Annotated in this window: 12 protein-coding genes and 2 pseudogenes; 8 read left to right on the forward strand and 6 right to left on the reverse strand. The window is 66.4% G+C overall.

Going from position 1 to position 15637, the window contains the following annotated elements:
* Nucleotides 1-130: 130 nt before the first annotated feature.
* Together purQ and purS are read right to left on the reverse strand one after the other, a co-directional pair.
* Nucleotides 131-829: a phosphoribosylformylglycinamidine synthase subunit PurQ gene (gene purQ, locus KPL76_RS05345; RefSeq protein WP_216336113.1), complete on the reverse strand. Its 699-nt coding sequence runs from the start codon at nucleotides 827-829 to the stop codon at nucleotides 131-133.
* Between the two features lie 197 nt (nucleotides 830-1026).
* Nucleotides 1027-1266, reverse strand: a pseudogene (gene purS, locus KPL76_RS14710) (phosphoribosylformylglycinamidine synthase subunit PurS); the annotation flags it as partial.
* 110 nt (nucleotides 1267-1376) lie between these two features.
* Here purS and KPL76_RS05355 point away from each other — a divergent pair.
* From KPL76_RS05355 to KPL76_RS05365, 3 genes are all read left to right on the forward strand, one after another.
* The gene (locus tag KPL76_RS05355; RefSeq protein ID WP_216335444.1) at nucleotides 1377-1829 is read left to right on the forward strand and encodes a Fur family transcriptional regulator; all 453 of its coding nucleotides are present in this window, start codon (nucleotides 1377-1379) and stop codon (nucleotides 1827-1829) included.
* Between the two features lie 90 nt (nucleotides 1830-1919).
* Entirely contained in the window at nucleotides 1920-3494 is a 1575-nt protein-coding gene (locus tag KPL76_RS05360; RefSeq protein ID WP_216335445.1) for a catalase, read from the forward strand.
* A 199-nt stretch (nucleotides 3495-3693) separates the two neighbouring features.
* Complete coding sequence (locus tag KPL76_RS05365) at nucleotides 3694-4935, forward strand: mechanosensitive ion channel family protein (RefSeq protein ID WP_216335446.1); 1242 nt, start codon at nucleotides 3694-3696, stop codon at nucleotides 4933-4935.
* Between the two features lie 84 nt (nucleotides 4936-5019).
* Here the strand turns inward: KPL76_RS05365 and KPL76_RS05370 are convergent, their stop codons facing one another.
* Complete coding sequence (locus tag KPL76_RS05370) at nucleotides 5020-5853, reverse strand: VOC family protein (protein ID WP_216336114.1); 834 nt, start codon at nucleotides 5851-5853, stop codon at nucleotides 5020-5022.
* 312 nt (nucleotides 5854-6165) lie between these two features.
* Between KPL76_RS05370 and KPL76_RS05375 the strand changes: the two genes are divergently transcribed.
* Both KPL76_RS05375 and KPL76_RS05380 read left to right on the forward strand, forming a co-directional pair.
* Entirely contained in the window at nucleotides 6166-7137 is a 972-nt protein-coding gene (locus KPL76_RS05375; protein WP_216335447.1) for an endonuclease domain-containing protein, read from the forward strand.
* Nucleotides 7138-7210: 73 nt separating this feature from the next.
* Entirely contained in the window at nucleotides 7211-8251 is a 1041-nt protein-coding gene (locus tag KPL76_RS05380) for an LLM class flavin-dependent oxidoreductase (protein WP_216335448.1), read from the forward strand.
* A 250-nt stretch (nucleotides 8252-8501) separates the two neighbouring features.
* Here the strand turns inward: KPL76_RS05380 and purF are convergent, their stop codons facing one another.
* On the reverse strand, nucleotides 8502-9959 hold the full coding sequence (gene purF, locus KPL76_RS05385) for an amidophosphoribosyltransferase (RefSeq protein WP_216335449.1): 1458 nt from the start codon (nucleotides 9957-9959) through the stop codon (nucleotides 8502-8504).
* A gap of 218 nt (nucleotides 9960-10177) precedes the next feature.
* Here purF and purM point away from each other — a divergent pair, with 218 nt between their 5' ends.
* Nucleotides 10178-11362, forward strand: coding sequence for a phosphoribosylformylglycinamidine cyclo-ligase (purM, locus tag KPL76_RS05390; RefSeq protein ID WP_216335450.1), 1185 nt, complete (start codon nucleotides 10178-10180; stop codon nucleotides 11360-11362).
* A 303-nt stretch (nucleotides 11363-11665) separates the two neighbouring features.
* On the opposite strand, the gene purD is transcribed toward purM, so the two are convergent.
* Nucleotides 11666-13948 carry a phosphoribosylamine--glycine ligase gene (purD, locus tag KPL76_RS05395; protein ID WP_216335451.1) on the reverse strand — a complete coding sequence of 761 codons (2283 nt, stop codon included), beginning with the start codon at nucleotides 13946-13948 and terminating at the stop codon, nucleotides 11666-11668.
* A 476-nt stretch (nucleotides 13949-14424) separates the two neighbouring features.
* Here purD and KPL76_RS05400 point away from each other — a divergent pair, with 476 nt between their 5' ends.
* Both KPL76_RS05400 and KPL76_RS05405 read left to right on the forward strand, forming a co-directional pair.
* Nucleotides 14425-14805: a sterol carrier family protein gene (locus KPL76_RS05400; RefSeq protein WP_216335452.1), complete on the forward strand. Its 381-nt coding sequence runs from the start codon at nucleotides 14425-14427 to the stop codon at nucleotides 14803-14805.
* Between the two features lie 128 nt (nucleotides 14806-14933).
* Nucleotides 14934-15248, forward strand: coding sequence for a hypothetical protein (locus KPL76_RS05405; RefSeq protein ID WP_216335453.1), 315 nt, complete (start codon nucleotides 14934-14936; stop codon nucleotides 15246-15248).
* Nucleotides 15249-15475: 227 nt separating this feature from the next.
* On the opposite strand, the pseudogene KPL76_RS14715 reads toward KPL76_RS05405, so the two are convergent.
* Nucleotides 15476-15596, reverse strand: a pseudogene (locus KPL76_RS14715) (DUF3073 domain-containing protein); the annotation flags it as partial.
* Nucleotides 15597-15637 lie beyond the last annotated feature (41 nt).

Here is a 15637-nt window from a genome sequence, read left to right on the forward strand (position 1 = left end):
TCGGGCCGATTCTGCGCACCCGGGAGTCCGGCGGGGTCCCGGAACGTGCGGGTGCGCGAAAGCGTCCCTAAGTTCGGCTTCGTCAGGCCGTTTTCGCGCACTCGCGAGTGCTACGGCCGCCTGCCGAGGGTCAGGCGCGCGAGAGGAGGCTCGTGAGGGCGCTCGCGAAGAGCAGGAGACCGTCGGTGCCGTTGCGCATGGCGTCGGCGGTGTCGGGGCCGAACCCCTCCTCGACGGCGTGCTCGGGGTGCGGCATGAGGCCGACCACATTGCCGCGCACGTTGGTGATGCCCGCGATGTCGTTCATCGACCCGTTCGGATTGACGTCGAGGTACCGGAACGCGACCAGGCCCTCGCCCTCGAGCTCGTCGATGGTATCGGCCGACGCAATGTATCCGCCCTCGCCGTTCTTCAGCGGGATGGTGATCTCTGCCCCCGACGCGAATCGGTTCGTCCACGCCGTCGACGTGTTCTCGACGCGCAGCCTCTGGTCACGGCAGATGAATGAGCCGTGGTCGTTGCGGATGAGCCCCCCGGGCAGCAGGTGCGCCTCGGTGAGCATCTGGAAGCCGTTGCAGATGCCGAGCACAGGCGTCCCGCGCCGGGCTGCGTCGATGACCTCCGACATGATCGGCGACAGGCTGGCGATCGCGCCGGCCCTCAGGTAGTCGCCGTAGCTGAAGCCGCCGGGCAGGATGATCGCATCGACGCCTTCGAGGTCATGAGTGCCGTGCCACAGCGATACGGCCTCGGCCCCGACCTTGCGCACGGCGCGAGCTGCATCGCGATCATCGAGCGACCCCGGGAAGGTGACGACCCCGACGCGCACACCCGCTGCTTCGCCCGACGAATGGATGGGCTCACCATCGACGACGGGGCCCGCGTGGGCTCCGGCCATCACGCGAGTCCTTCGCTGATCTCGGCCTGGCCCTCGGGGGTCGACGCCTCGTCAAACGAGGTGTCGGTGGTCACATTGCCCGTCTCAAAGTCGTGTTCGGCATCGAAACCGAACCCGTCTGCGCCGGCGAAGTGCACGCTGATCACGTCTTCGATCACGAGGTTCGCCAGGATCTCGTCTGCCAGAGTTGCAACTTCGGCGAGGATCGCGTCGTCGGCCGGGCCGGTGACTTCGATCTCGAAGCGCTTGCCGACGCGCACGCCGGTGATCTGCGAGCGACCCTGGCGGGCCAGCGCGCCAGCTACAGCCTTGCCCTGGGGGTCGAGCAACTCGGCCTTGGGCATTACTTCAACGACGATTGTGGGCACCAGGGACTCCAGAACTCAGACGGGGCGAATGGTCACATTCTACGCGCACGGGTTCGTGAGGTGAGTGTTCCTTATTATGAATTGCTCGTAATAAGTGATTGACTGGATACATGTCCACGGCGCTTGAAGACAGCATCCGCGCCGCAGGTCTGCGGGTAACGACCCAACGCCTGGCGGCCCTCGAGGTGCTCGAGCGTGTGCCCCACGCCGATACGGAGGCCGTTCACCGCCTCATCCGTGAGACGCATCCCGAGATCACGCTGCAGTCGGTGTATGTCGTGCTTGCCGCCCTCACCGGCGCGGGGCTGCTGCGCCGCATCGAGCCCGCCGGTTCTCCCGCGCTCTACGAACGCCGCATCGGCGACAACCATCACCACGCCATCTGCAGCGCGTGCGGCACCGTGCAAGACATCGACTGCGTCGTCGGTCAGACCCCCTGCCTCACACCCGACGATGCGGGTGGCTTCGCCGTCGCCTCAGCCGACGTCACGTTCTGGGGTCTCTGCCCGACGTGCCAGCAGGCAAACGCGGCGACGGATGCTGTGGCCGCCGTTTCGCCCTGAATCGAGCTGTGCCGATCATCCATGCCCGACACCTCACGCTGACCCGCCCCGAACCAACCGAAACCGCATACGAAACCAACGAGGAGCATCATGACTGACACGACGACCAGCGCCGCGAACAGCGGAGCGAACTACACCACCACGAACTCCGGCGCCCCTGTCGCGAGCGACGAGCACTCGCAGAGCGTCGGCGCCGACGGAGTCATTCCCCTGCATGACCACTACCTGCTCGAGAAGCTCGCCCAGTTCAACCGCGAGAAGGTGCCAGAGCGCATCGTGCACGCGAAGGGCGGCGGTGCTTTCGGCGTTCTCGAGGTCACGCATGACATCTCGGCCTATACCCGTGCCGCCCTCTTCCAGCCCGGCGTCACGACCGAGGCGCTCGCCCGGTTCTCTACGGTCGCCGGCGAACAGGGTAGCCCCGACACGTGGCGCGACCCCCGCGGTTTTGCGCTGAAGTTCTACACCACCGAGGGCAACTACGACCTCGTCGGCAACAACACGCCCGTCTTCTTCATTCGCGACGGCATCAAGTTCCCTGACTTCATCCACTCGCAGAAGCGCCTGCCGGGCACCCACCTGCGCAACAACGACATGCAGTGGGACTTCTGGTCACTCAGCCCTGAGACCGCCCACCAGGTCACCTGGCTGATGGGCGACCGCGGCCTGCCGAAGTCGTGGCGCAACATGGACGGCTTCGGTTCGCACACCTACCAGTGGATCAACGCCGCCGGCGAACGCTTCTGGGTCAAGTACCACTTCAAGACCAACCAGGGCATCGAGACCCTGAGCCAGGAAGACGCGAACCAGATCGCCGGCGAAGACGCCGACTTCCACATCCGCGACCTGGGCGAGGCGATTGATCGCGGCGACTTCCCGAGCTGGACGCTCTCGGTTCAGATCATGCCCTACGCCGACGCGGCGACGTATCGATTCAACCCCTTCGACCTCACCAAGGTCTGGCCGCACGCAGACTACCCGCTGCACGAGGTCGGCCAGCTCACCCTCAACCGCAACCCCGAGAACTACTTCGCCGAGATCGAGCAGGCGACCTTCGCCCCTTCGAACTTCGTGCCCGGCATCGCTGCGAGCCCCGACAAGATGCTGCTCGCCCGCATCTTCAGCTACGCGGATGCCCACCGCTACCGTGTCGGAACGAACCACGCCCAGCTGCCGGTCAACGCCCCGCACGCGGCCGAGGTTCGCTCGTACTCCAAAGACGGCGCAGCCCGTTACGCGTACAACCCGCCCGCTGTTCCCGTCTACGCCCCGAACTCGGTGGGCGGCCCTGCTGCGTCTCCGGATGCCGCCGGCGACACCCCCGGCTGGCAGAATGACGGCGAACTGCAGCGCACCGCCGCGACGCTCCACTCCGAAGACGACGACTTCGGCCAGGCAGGCACCCTCGTCCGCGAGGTGCTCGACGACGCCGGGCGCGAACGCCTCGTTGGCAACATCGCCGGCCACGTCGGCCAGGTGACGGTACCCGAGATCAAGGCCCGCGCCATCCAGTACTGGAAGAACGTCGACCAGAATCTGGGTGAACGAGTAGAGGCTGCGCTCGCCGACGCCGCATCCTCAGGCGGCATCGACCCTGACATCGCACCCCCGAACGCTGCTGCCGCTGGCCACGAAGCAGAGGCAGACGTCGCACTGAAGGTCTGACCTCACCCGCAGCCGTCGATATACGGCTCGCCGTGAACGCCAAGTGACGCGAAACGCCCCCTGAGATCTCCTCAGGGGGTGTTTCGCGTCAGGGAGCACAGATGCTGGAGTGGCGCACGCCGGTACAGAGGGTGAGTACTGGCGCAGAAAACCGCGATGCCCCTCCCAACGCCGGCGATGCGCCCGTAGAATTGAGCGGATGCCCGAGATCCTCTCCGCTCTGACCTCCCAGCCCTGGCTGCAGACCATCGTCGCGTTCGTGATCGCCGTGATCGCTGCCGTCGTGCTGACCGCCCTGACCGCGTTCATCGTGCGCCGCATCAGCCGCCGCAAGGAGTGGGCCTCCCGGCTCATCCGGCGCGTGCGCATCCCGTTCCGCGTATTCCTGATGGCGATCGCGCTGTGGATCGCGGTTCAGGTGAGTGTGTTCGACCCGTGGTGGCAGGAGTTCCTGAGCCACACCGCGCTGGTCGCCACCATCGCGGCTGGCTCGTGGCTGGTCTGCGCGTTGGCGATCTTCCTCGAAGACGTGGGGTTGGCGCGCTACCGCACCGATGTGCCCGACAACCGGCACGCCCGTCGCCTGCGCACACAGGTGCTGATCATCCGGCGCATCACGGTCGTCGCCGCGGTGCTGGTGGGTCTCGGGGCGATCCTGCTGACGTTCCCCGGTGTTTCTGCAGCCGGCGCCAGCGTGCTCGCCTCAGCCGGGCTGATCTCCATCGTGGCCGGTCTCGCAGCGCAGTCGACCCTTGCGAACGTCTTCGCCGGCGTGCAGCTCGCCTTCAGTGATGCCATCCGTGTCGACGACGTGGTGATCGTCGAGACCGAGTGGGGCCGCATCGAGGAGATCACGCTCACCTACGTGGTCGTGCACCTGTGGGACGACCGCCGCATGGTGCTGCCGTCGACGTACTTCACGACGACGCCGTTCCAGAACTGGACGCGCAAGAACTCTGAGCTCATGGGCTCGGTCGAGTTCGACCTCGACTGGCGCGTCAAGCCCGACGACATGCGCGAAGAGCTGCACCGCATCATGCCGAAGACCGACCTCTGGGACGGGCGCGTCGCAATCCTGCAGGTGACGGATGCCCTGCAGGGCTATGTGCGTATCCGCATTCTCGTCACGGCTGTCGACGCCCCGACGCTCTTCGACCTGCGGTGTTACGTGCGCGAGCAGCTCGTGAAGTGGGTGCAGCAGGTGAGCCCCCTCACCGTTCCGCGAAGCCGGGTGGAGATCTCGGAGACCCCCCTGGAGTCGGATGCGCCGCGAAAGAGGGCCGTGCCCTCCGCTACGCCGCCCGACGCGCTGTTCAGCGGCGACGCGAGCGCCGAGCTGAGGGGTAGCCAGTTCACGGGGCCGCTAGAAGTGCAGCGGCCCGCTACGCCGACCGCTCCGATCCCGACCGTGCGGCCCGAGGCTGATACCGATAAGGCATAGCCTTGTCGGCGCTGGCGTCGCGGTGGGTGCCCACTGGGCACCCACTTAAAGCTCCCGCGCGCGTGGAGAGGTAAGTGGTCTTTCTCAGGCAAGCTTGGCTGTCACGCGAATCTGCGAACCCCAGGGGTCGGCGATCGTCACGCTCTGGCCGTCGTTGCCAAAAGAAGTGCCGTAGTGGGTGAGTCGTTCCTCAAGGGAGCCCAGATCATCCATGCCGGGTACGACGATGTCGACCTCACCGAGGCCGAGCGCCAGTTTGCGCTGCCCGGCGCCCTTGCTCTCCCAGGTGTTCATCGCCATGTGGTGGTGGTAACCCCCGGCCGAGATGAACAGCGCGCTACCCGGGACCTCGAAGGTGGTCTCGAAGCCGAGGCGCTTCACGTAGAACTCCTTGGCGGAGGCGACGTCGCCCACCGAGAGGTGCACATGGCCGACGGATGCTCCGCCGACGCGCGGGTTCTCCACCGTCTCTGGCGTGAGGTACTCCTGGAGAAAGGCGTTGGGGTCGACGTACAGCGTGGCCATCTCGATCTGCCCGTGGATCCAGCTCCACGCGGTGCGGTCGCGGTCCCAGTACATCTCGACCCCATTGCCTTCGGGGTCGGTGAAGTAGAAGGCGACGCTGACCTTGTGGTCGGCGCTGCCGGTGAACGTGTTGGGGAACTTCGTTGCGATGGAGTAGATCGCGGCGGCCAGCGCCTCACGGCTCTCGAAGAGGATGGCCGTGTGGTACAGACCGGCCGCGCGAGGTTCAGGGCTCTTCAGCTCGGGCGAGTACTCGAGGATGACGACGGGCGTCGTGCCACGGCCCAGCACGGCGAAGTGCCCATCCTGGCTGAGCAGGTCGAGCGTGACGGCGTCACGGTAGTAGGCGATCATCGCGTCGAGGTCGCCCACGCGCAGCGTCACGGCACCCATGCCGGTGTCGGGGGCGAGCAGTTCGGTGGCGGACGCGCCTGAGATCGCGCGGAGGGCGGCGGGCTGGGCGGCTGCGCCCGTGCCTGCGACTGCAGTGTCGGCAAGTGTGGTGCCGGCGGCCTCATCGGTGGTATTCATTGTAGCTACAACTATATCGCACTCTCCGCTATTCCCGCCAGCCCTGGTTGGGCATTTGGATGGGCTGAAATCCCCCCAAAGCTGAGTTGTTCGGGGGATTTTCGACCCCCCAAAAGGTTCGCAGAGGCCTGTGGATAACGAGAAGGTGGGCAGCGGCGCGCGCGAGGATGAGGTGTGCCCAAATACAGTGCCTTGCCGCGTGAACTCGAAGGGAGGCCCTTCGCAGTGGCGGAGGGGCGACGCGTCGGCGTGGGTAAGCACAGGATCGACGGGCCAGATCTCGATCGACCGTTCCACGGTGTTCGCACCTCTGTCTTCGCGCACGCATCGATCGAGAAGCGTTGCCATGACTACCTGCCTCGCCTGCGCGAAGGCCAGATGTTCAGCCACATCACCGCCGCGCGGTTGTGGGGCCTGCCAGTGCCAACCCGCTTCCATGCCGCTGAACTCATCGATGTCGCATCCACGAGAGCCAGCAGACCGCGATGCAGGGGCGTCCGCGGGCATCGGGTCCACGAGAGCAGCTTGCGGATCGTCCGAATCGGAGCATTTCCGGTTGCAGACCCAGAGTCCCTCTGGTGCGCGCTATCGACAACGCTCAGTGTCGACGATCTCGTGATCATGGGAGACGCGATCGTCTTCGTGCCCCGCTACCCCGACACAGACGCACCGGCCATCAGACCGTACTCCACTCCACAGAGACTTGCTGCCCGGATCGTCTCCCGCCGGGGTGCGGGCAAGCGAAAACTGGTTGAGGCGCTGAGGTTGATTCGTGTGGGAAGCGCATCGCCGATGGAGACGAGGTTGCGGTTGCTGATCATCCGCAGCGGATTGCGAGAGCCGCAGCTCAACGTCGACATTCTCGACGCACGAGGCTCATTCGTTGCGTGTGGCGACCTCTACTACCCCGAATATCGGCTTCTCGTCGAGTACGACGGCGACCAGCACAGAACTGACACGAAGACCTATGAGCGAGACCAGACGCGTATCGCTGATCTTCACGCGATCGGTGTGCAGGTCATCCGGGTGCGGCAGGCCGGGTACTTCAGATATCCCGAGCGCACCATCGGCGAGATCACGGCAGCGATGGATGCTCGGGGCCCAGCCGGCCCCGCCCGCCTGAGCCGAGCGATACCGAGTCGATGAGACACCCGCCCGCACATCTATGCGAATTCATGCAACCGGGAATATCGTGCACCACATCTGCGCTGACACTGGCATGAAGAAGCGCATCGGTTTCCTGTCGTTCGGCCACTACCAGCCTGTGCTGGGCTCGCAGGCCCGGACCGCGAAAGACGCCCTCATCCAGAGCATCGAACTCGCCGAGGCGGCCGAAGAACTCGGAATCGACGGTGCCTACGTTCGCGTGCACCACTTCGCCCGCCAGCTGGCCTCGCCCTTCCCGCTGCTGGCCGCGATGGGAGCCCGCACCACGTCGATCGAGCTCGGCACCGCCGTCATCGACATGCGCTACGAGAACCCTCTCTACATGGCCGAAGACGCGGCCGCCGCAGACCTCATCAGTGGCGAGCGCCTGCAGCTCGGCATGAGCCGCGGGTCACCCGAGACGGCTCTGCGTGGCTCTGAATCGTTCGGCTATGTGCCGTCAGACGGCGAGACGGATGCTGACCTCGCGCGCACGCACACCGAGATCTTTCGCGCCGCCATCGCGGGTGCCGGAGTCGCCCGCCCGAATCCGCAGATGTCGCGTTCGACTGCGCCTCTCGCGATCGAACCCCAGTCGCCGACCCTTGCGGACCGTATCTGGTGGGGCTCCGGCACCCGCGCGACCGCCGTCTGGGCGGCTGAGCAGGGAATGAACCTGCAGAGCTCGACTCTGCTCACCGAAGACACGGGAGTGCCCTTCGACGAACTGCAGGCCGAGCAGATTCAGCTCTACCGCGAGGCATGGGTGGCCGCGGGCTGGAATCGCGAGCCCCGGGTGTCGGTGTCGCGCAGCGTGATCCCGATCACGAGCGATCTCGACCGCCGGTACTTTGGCGGCGAACGCGACTCCGAAGACCAGGTCGGCTACCTCGACGGCGGCCTGGCCCGGTTCGGCAAGAGCTACACCGGCGAGCCCGACGTGATTGCTGCGCAGCTGGCTGCGGACGTTGCAGTCCAGTCTGCCGACACAGTGCTGTTGACCATCCCGAACCAGTTGGGCGTGGCGTACAACGCGCACCTGCTCGAGCAGATCGCCCTGCACGTGGCCCCCGCGTGGGGCTGGACGTCGGCGAAAGCTCCAGCCGCCGTCTGACAACCCCAGTGACCGCGCTGGGTGCGGCGGAACGTCCCGAAAACCCGAGCGACCGGGACGTTTGCGCGCACCGCCGGATTCACGGCTGGCCGTGGGCGGCGCCGGGCGGATGATCCGGCCTCTGTCCCGTGGGGGCAGGTTCTGGGTGCGGCCGAACGTCCCCAAAACGCTCCAAGTGGGGACGTTTGCGCGCACCGAGGTGCTTTCGGCCGAGGTGGGGCCAGTGATCAGAGGGATTGCTGCGCGCGACTCAGGAGTTCTGCGTGCGCTCGACCCAGGAGAGATACTCGGGGCTGACGGTGCCGGTGACGTAGTTGCCGGTGAAGCAGCTCATCTCGAGGCTGGTCACATCAGATCCTTCGATGATGGCGGCCTCCATGTCGGCGACCTCCTGGTAGATCAGGTGGTCGGCACCCATGTAGGCGGCGATCTCGGGAATCTTGCGATTGTGGGCGACCAGCTCATCGCGTGACGGCATGTTGATGCCGTAGACGTGGGGAAACCGCACGGGCGGTGCAGCCGACGCGAACGTCACCTTGTTCGCACCCGCCTGCCGCGCCATGTCGACGATCTCCTTCGAGGTCGTTCCGCGCACGATCGAGTCGTCGACGATGAGCACGTTCTTGCCCTTGAACTCGGTCGACATCGCGTTGAGCTTCTGGCGCACCGACTTCTTGCGCACCGCCTGCCCGGGCATGATGAACGTTCGGCCGACGTAGCGGTTCTTGTAGAACCCCTCGCGGTACTCGATGCCGAGCTTCTGGGCGACCTGCATCGCCGCGGGGCGGGAGGAGTCGGGGATCGGCATGACGACGTCGATGTCGCCCGACGGGGTCCACTGCGCGACCGTGTCGGCGAGGCGGTTGCCGAGGCGCAGGCGAGCCTCGTACACCGAGATTCCCGAGAGCACCGAGTCGGGGCGGGCGAGATAGACGAACTCGAACGAGCAGGGGATGAGCCGGGCATCCGGTGCGCACTGCTTGGAGTACATCTCGCCGTTCATCGTGATGAAGACGGCTTCGCCTGGCCGTACATCGCGCACGATCTCGTAGCCCAGGGACTCCATGACGAGGGATTCGGATGCCACGACCCACTCGTCGCGGCCCGATTCGAGCACGCGCTTGCCGAGCGTGAGGGGGCGGATGCCGAACGGGTCGCGGAACGCGAGCAGCCCGTGCCCGGCGATCATGGCGATGGTCGCGTACGACCCCTCGACGCGCTCATGCACGCGCTCGACAGCCGAAAAGACGTCGTCGGGTTCGAGGTCGAGACCCGAGACCTGGCTCTGCAGCTCGTGGGCGAGGATGTTCAGCAGCAGTTCGGTGTCTGAGTCGGTGTTGAGGTGCCGACGGTCGATGTGGAACAGCTCTTGCGTCAACTCACGCGTGTTGGTCAGGTTGCCGTTGTGCACAAGGATGATGCCGTACGGGGCGTTCACGTAGAAGGGCTGCGCCTCCTGCTCGCTCGAGGCGTTGCCCTTGGTGGCGTAGCGCACGTGCCCGAGACCCATCGTGCCGAGGAGCGAGCGCATGTCGCGGGTGCGGAAGGCCTCGCGCACCTGGCCCTTGGCCTTGATGATGTGAAAGATGTCGCGCTCGGCCGTGGCGATACCGGTCGAATCCTGACCACGATGCTGAAGCAGCAACAGTGAGTCGTAGACGAGTTGATTGACGGGTTCAGACGAGACGATGCCAACGATGCCGCACATGCTGAGGCGGGCTCCAGACGGTAGAGAAAACGGGCCGTTCTCCATTGTATCGGCGCGGCACTGCCACCCACCCCTTCGTCTGGCAGTCGGTGCAGGATGCCCGGCAGCTCGGTCAGGCGCGCTTCGCGTCAGGTCGGCCCACAGCCATCGGGCCGCCGAGCTGCGCACGTGACTCCGGCGCGCCCATGACCATCGTGAGGTCTGGGAGAATGGGGATCATGACGAACAGCTATGCCGCAGCCGGCGTTGACACTGCCGCCGGAGACCTCGCGGTCGAATTGATGAAGGCCGCGGTCTCGCGCACGCACGGCCCCAACGTCTTCGGCGGATTCGGCGGCTTCGCCGGCATGTTCGACGTCTCGCCGCTCAAGGCGTACACGCGCCCGTTGCTCGCGACCTCGACCGACGGCGTCGGCACCAAGGTCGCCATCGCCCAGGCCCTCGACAAGCACGACACGATCGGGCAGGACCTGGTGGGCATGGTCGTCGACGACATCGTCGTGGTGGGTGCGAAGCCGCTGTTCATGACCGACTACATCGCGTGCGGCAAGGTTGTGCCTTCGCGTATCGCCGACATCGTGGCGGGTATCGCCCGTGCCTGCGCCGACACCGGCACAGCACTCATCGGGGGAGAGACCGCCGAGCATCCTGGGCTCCTGGGGCCTGACGACTATGACGTCGCTGGCGCTGCAACAGGCGTGGTCGAAGCGGATGCCCTGCTCGGCCCCGATCGCGTCGCCGACGGCGACGTGGTTCTCGCACTCGAGTCGTCTGGGCTTCACTCCAACGGATTCTCGCTGGTGCGGCACATCCTCGCCGGAGCCTCTGTCTCGTACACCTCTATCTCTGCCGAGCTCGGCGGAGTCGTCGGCGAGGCTCTGCTCGAGCCGACCCGGCTCTACACGCTCCCCTTGCTGCGGTTGCTCGGCAGCGCCGGGCCGCAGGGCTTCGACGGTGCGCCAGAGGCAGCCGACCGTGGGGCAGCCGCATCGGCAGCCGTCACTTCGGCCGGGTCGCCTGTCCCAGCGGCAGCCATCCACTCGATCAGCCATGTGACCGGCGGCGGAATCGCGGCGAACCTCGCGCGCGTGCTGCCGCTCGGCTCCTGGGTCGAGGTCGACCGATCGACGTGGTCGCCGCTGCCCGTCTTCCGCGTGCTCGGAGAACTCGCGGGCTCCACGCTCGAGAGCGCGGAGGGCACGTGGAACCTGGGCATCGGAATGATCCTCGTGGTCGACCCCCGTGCTGCCGCGGCAATCACCGCCGCCCTCGAGGGTGACGGCATCCACACCTGGCAGGTGGGAGTCGTATCAACTCTCGCCCGCGACTTCACCGGTTTCGAGCAGGGCGCCAAGGGTGTCGACGGCGGCGCTGTGCGCCTCGTGGGCGCCTACGCCGGCTGACCCGCAGCCTTCGTCTCGGGCCCTCGTGTTGCGGACTCATCTCGGGTTCGACGACACGGCGGGTCAAAACGCACGAACGTCAGGCGATCCGTCGCAAATAGCGCGCCGCTCGGTCTGACGTTCGTCGGATTGTGACGCGCCCAGTTTGCGGGGGCAGCCCGCTCGACTCGTCGCACCGGAGCGAGACTGGCGTCGCGCCGCCGGCATTCGCCCGGGTTCCGACGGATGTCGCGTAGCGCGCGGCCGAACGCCGTACGTTCGGCCCGCTCAGTTAAGCCGTGAACCCTTCGATGCGCGGTAAAGCTACGCGACGGGGCCCGTCAGTCGTGCGATGAGTTCGCGGTAGCGCGCAGCAGTCTGCTCGACGATCGCCGTGGGCAGTTCAGGAGGGGTTCCCGTCTTGTCCCAGTTGGCTGCGAGCCAGTTGCGCACGATCTGCTTGTCGAAGCTGGCGGTGCGCTCACCCGAGTCGTATGCGGCCGCATCCCAGAAGCGGCTCGAGTCGCTGGTGAGCACTTCGTCGGCCAGCGTGATCTCACCGGTGTCACGGTCGGCACCGAACTCGAACTTGGTGTCGGCGAGAATGATGCCGCGCGCTTCGGCGATCCCGGATGCCCGGGCGTACACCTCGAGCGAAAGCCGCCGCAGCTCGGCCGCAACGTCGGCTCCGACCAGCTCAACCGTGCGCTCGAACGTGATGTTCTCGTCATGGTCGCCGAGTTCGGCCTTGAACGCCGGCGTGTAGATCGGAGTCGGAAGCCGGTCGCCGTCGCGCAGCCCTGCTGGCAGTGCGACCCCACACACGCTCTGGGTCTCCTGGTACTCGGCCCAGCCGCTACCGGAGAGGTAGCCGCGCACAACGCACTCGATCGGGAACATGTCGAGGGGCTTCACGACCATCGACCGTGCGGCGACGCGGGCGGGGACGGCGGGAGCCGTGTGTGCGCCCGTCGAGCCATCGAGAATGTGGTTCGCGAACCCGTCGAGCTGCCCGAACCACCAGCGACTGAGAGCGGTGAGCAGCTCGCCCTTCTGCGGGATGCCCGGTTCGAGCACGAAGTCGAACGCGCTCACCCGGTCGCTCGCGACCACGAGTATGGCGGTCGCATCGGCGAGCGAAGTCGACTCGCTCGGCACGTACAGGTCGCGAACCTTGCCCGAGTACACGTGCCGCCAGCCGTCGAGCTGATCTGCGCCACTCCCGTTGCCTGAGTCAGGACCCGAAGCGGCAGCTGATGGCGTCGCATCGGCGGCCTGCGCGCCGTCTGCCTCGGCGCCGCCGACGACCTCGGCGTCGACGCGCTCTGCGATGTCGGTGCGGAAGTGCGATCCTTCGAGCCCGATCAGACCCAATGCCTGGTACGCCCGGCGGCGCGCCTCGGTGAAGGTGGCGCCGAGGGCGACCACGCTCAACACCCGGCCGCCGGTGGAGATGAGCCGGTCATCCATCTGCCCGTCGGCGGCGCCTGCGAAGGCGGTTGCCGCGTGCGTGACGTGTACGCCATCGACTGCGGCTGCGGCGTCGAGACCGCTGATCTCTCGGCCGACGACAGGTGTCTCGGGGTAGTTCTCGCTCGCGAGCACGACGGTGACCGCACAGTCCGTGGAGAACGTCGGCCGCGGAACTGCTGCGAGAGTGCCGGTCGCCGCCGCGAGCAGCAGCCCACTCAGCGAGCTCGTCAACCGCGGCAGCACGACCTGGGTCTCGGGGTCGCCGAAGCGGGCGTTGAACTCGATCACCCGGATGCCTGAGCTGGTCAGGATCAGCCCGCAGTAGAGGAGCCCGACGAACGGCGTGCCTTCGTGGGCGAGCTGGCGGATGGTCGGCAGCGCTATCGAGACCAGAACCTCCTGCACGAAGTCGTCTTCGCTCTCGAATTCGTCGTCGAGCCAGGGCAACGGCGAGTACGCACCCATTCCGCCGGTGTTCGGGCCCAGGTCGCCGTCGAGCAGGCGTTTGTAGTCCTGGGCGGGCGAGAGCGGAACCACCGTGTGGCCGTCGCTCACGAAGAACAGAGAGACCTCCTGGCCGTCGAGGAACTCCTCGAAGAGCACGTCGCCGTGGGTGAGCCAGGTCGAGGCGTGCTGCTGGGCTGCAGCGCGGTCTGAGGTGACGAGGACTCCCTTGCCTGCGGCGAGCCCGTCGGCCTTCACGACGTAGGGAGCACCGAAGGTATCGAGGGCTGACTCGACATCGGCAGAGGTCACAGCGCGCAGGGCGCGGCCCGTCGGTACGCCCGCCGCATCCATGATGCGCTTGGCGAAGGTCTTGCTGCCTTCGAGGGCGGCGGCGGCCTGGCTCGGGCCGAAGACGGCGATGCCCCTGGTTCGCAGGGCGTCGGCGACGCCGGCGACAAGCGGGGCCTCCGGGCCGATGACGACGAGTTGGATGCTGTGGTGATTGGCGAAGTTCGTCACCGCACCCGGGTCATTGGCGTCGAGTGGGGTGACCGTGACGTTCAGAGCGGCAGAGGCGATTCCTGCGTTGCCCGGGGCCACAATGATCTCGTGTGTCTCGTCTTCGCCGAGCAGTGCACTGACGATGGCGTGCTCGCGGGCACCGGAACCAAGAACGAGAATCTTCACTCGATGATTCTAGGGCCGAGGTGTCCTGGGCGCGGGCTGGAGGGGGTGGGCTGAAGGAGGTAGAGGCCGGGTTCCCTGGGGCCTGCGAAGTATCGAAAAAGAATTTCGAAGAAGTTTGCGTAACCGCGTAATGAAAGGCGGGTGCCCCACTCTCTTATCTGTGTGAGGCCGATTCTGGCTTCACGGACTCAGTGCGGCGGGTGGCCGGGATTTCCCCCCTGTCCCGGCTACCTGCCGCACGAGTTACCCCACAATCTCGTGTGGCGGGCGACACGCCCCCAAGCAACCCAGTCCGCCACACGAACCCACTTCGTGCAGCAGCCGGTACCCCCCAGCCGGCTTCTGCACGAACACCTTTCGCGGGGCCGAGGAGTACCCCCCCAGCTCCCGGCCCCGCGAAAACCCTTCGACCTGTCCATGGCCGACGCGTCAATTGCCGAGCGTCCAGTTGGGTGCTCCGGGATAGTCTGGTGATCGTGGCACGGGCGAAGATTCCAGAGGCGACAGGGCTGAGCGCTGTTGCGTCGGTCACTCTCGCGGTGGCCAACGGTTCCACTGGTGTCGGTCGCGACACGCTCGCCACCGCTGTGAGGTACTCGTTGCAGGTTCTCTCGGAGCAGGCGAAGGGCAACACGGTCGAGGTGAGGGTGCCGCCCTTCGGCGCCATCCAGTGTATCGAAGGCCCGGGGCACACGCGGGGCACGCCTCCCAACGTCGTCGAGACCGATGCGGAGACCTGGCTCGCTCTCGTCACGGGCAGGCTCGACTGGGCGACCGGCGTGAAGTCCGGCCGAGTGCACGCCTCAGGCCAGAGGGCAGACCTCACCGGGTACGTTCCCATCGCGGAGCTTCGCTGACCGGAGCTTGGTGCGGAGCGTCTGTCCCGCCCAGCCCGGCTCGATGAGCACGGTCGCCGCCAGCGGAGTACTCGGACTGTTCCAGCGGCTGAGACCGCACACCCAGCCTCGTAGGCGACAATAGAGCGGTGAGCGACTTCTCCCAACCACCTGTCGAGACGGTCGTCGGCGACGACATCGTCACCATTCACCGCGCCCCGCGGTACTTCCGGTTCTTTGCCGTCGGTGCGATCGCCGGGCTCGTCGTCGCGGTCATCCTGACACTCGCCTTCTCAGGCTCACAGGGCTTCAATCTCGCCCAGGTCTTCGGCTTTCTGGCGCTCGTGTTCGTCGTCGTCGGAATCGGCGCGGGGGCCGTCGTCGCATTGCTCATCGAGCGCACGGCGCGAAAGACCGCACGCACCATCACCGTCGAACGCCTCGAGGGCGACGGCGAGGAGTAGCGAGCTCGGAGTAGCGAGCTAGGAGTTGGGCGACACGCCCTACGCGCGGCGCTGCTCGTCGTTCGGCAGGTACCGGCTCTGGTACGGGTCGTTCAGGGTGCTGCTGAGCCGGTTGCCGAGCTGGTCGTAGCTGCCGGCAACGTCATCCGCCTCGTCATCTTCGAGGTCGTCGTCATCCAACTCGTCGTCGGAATCGTCGGTGTCGTACTTCGCCGCCAATGCCGCGAAATCTGGTTCGGAGTGAGTGCCCAACTCGCGCTCGAGTGCACTGTAGTTGGTGTCAGGGCTGAAGTACTTCAGCTCGCGCGCCACTTTGGTGTGCTTTGCTTTTTGACGGCCGCGCCCCATGCGAGACCCCCTCACCTTTCGGGCCGGGGGAAGATGTACAG

Source organism: Subtercola sp. PAMC28395 (assembly GCF_018889995.1).
Lineage (GTDB): Bacteria > Actinomycetota > Actinomycetes > Actinomycetales > Microbacteriaceae > Subtercola.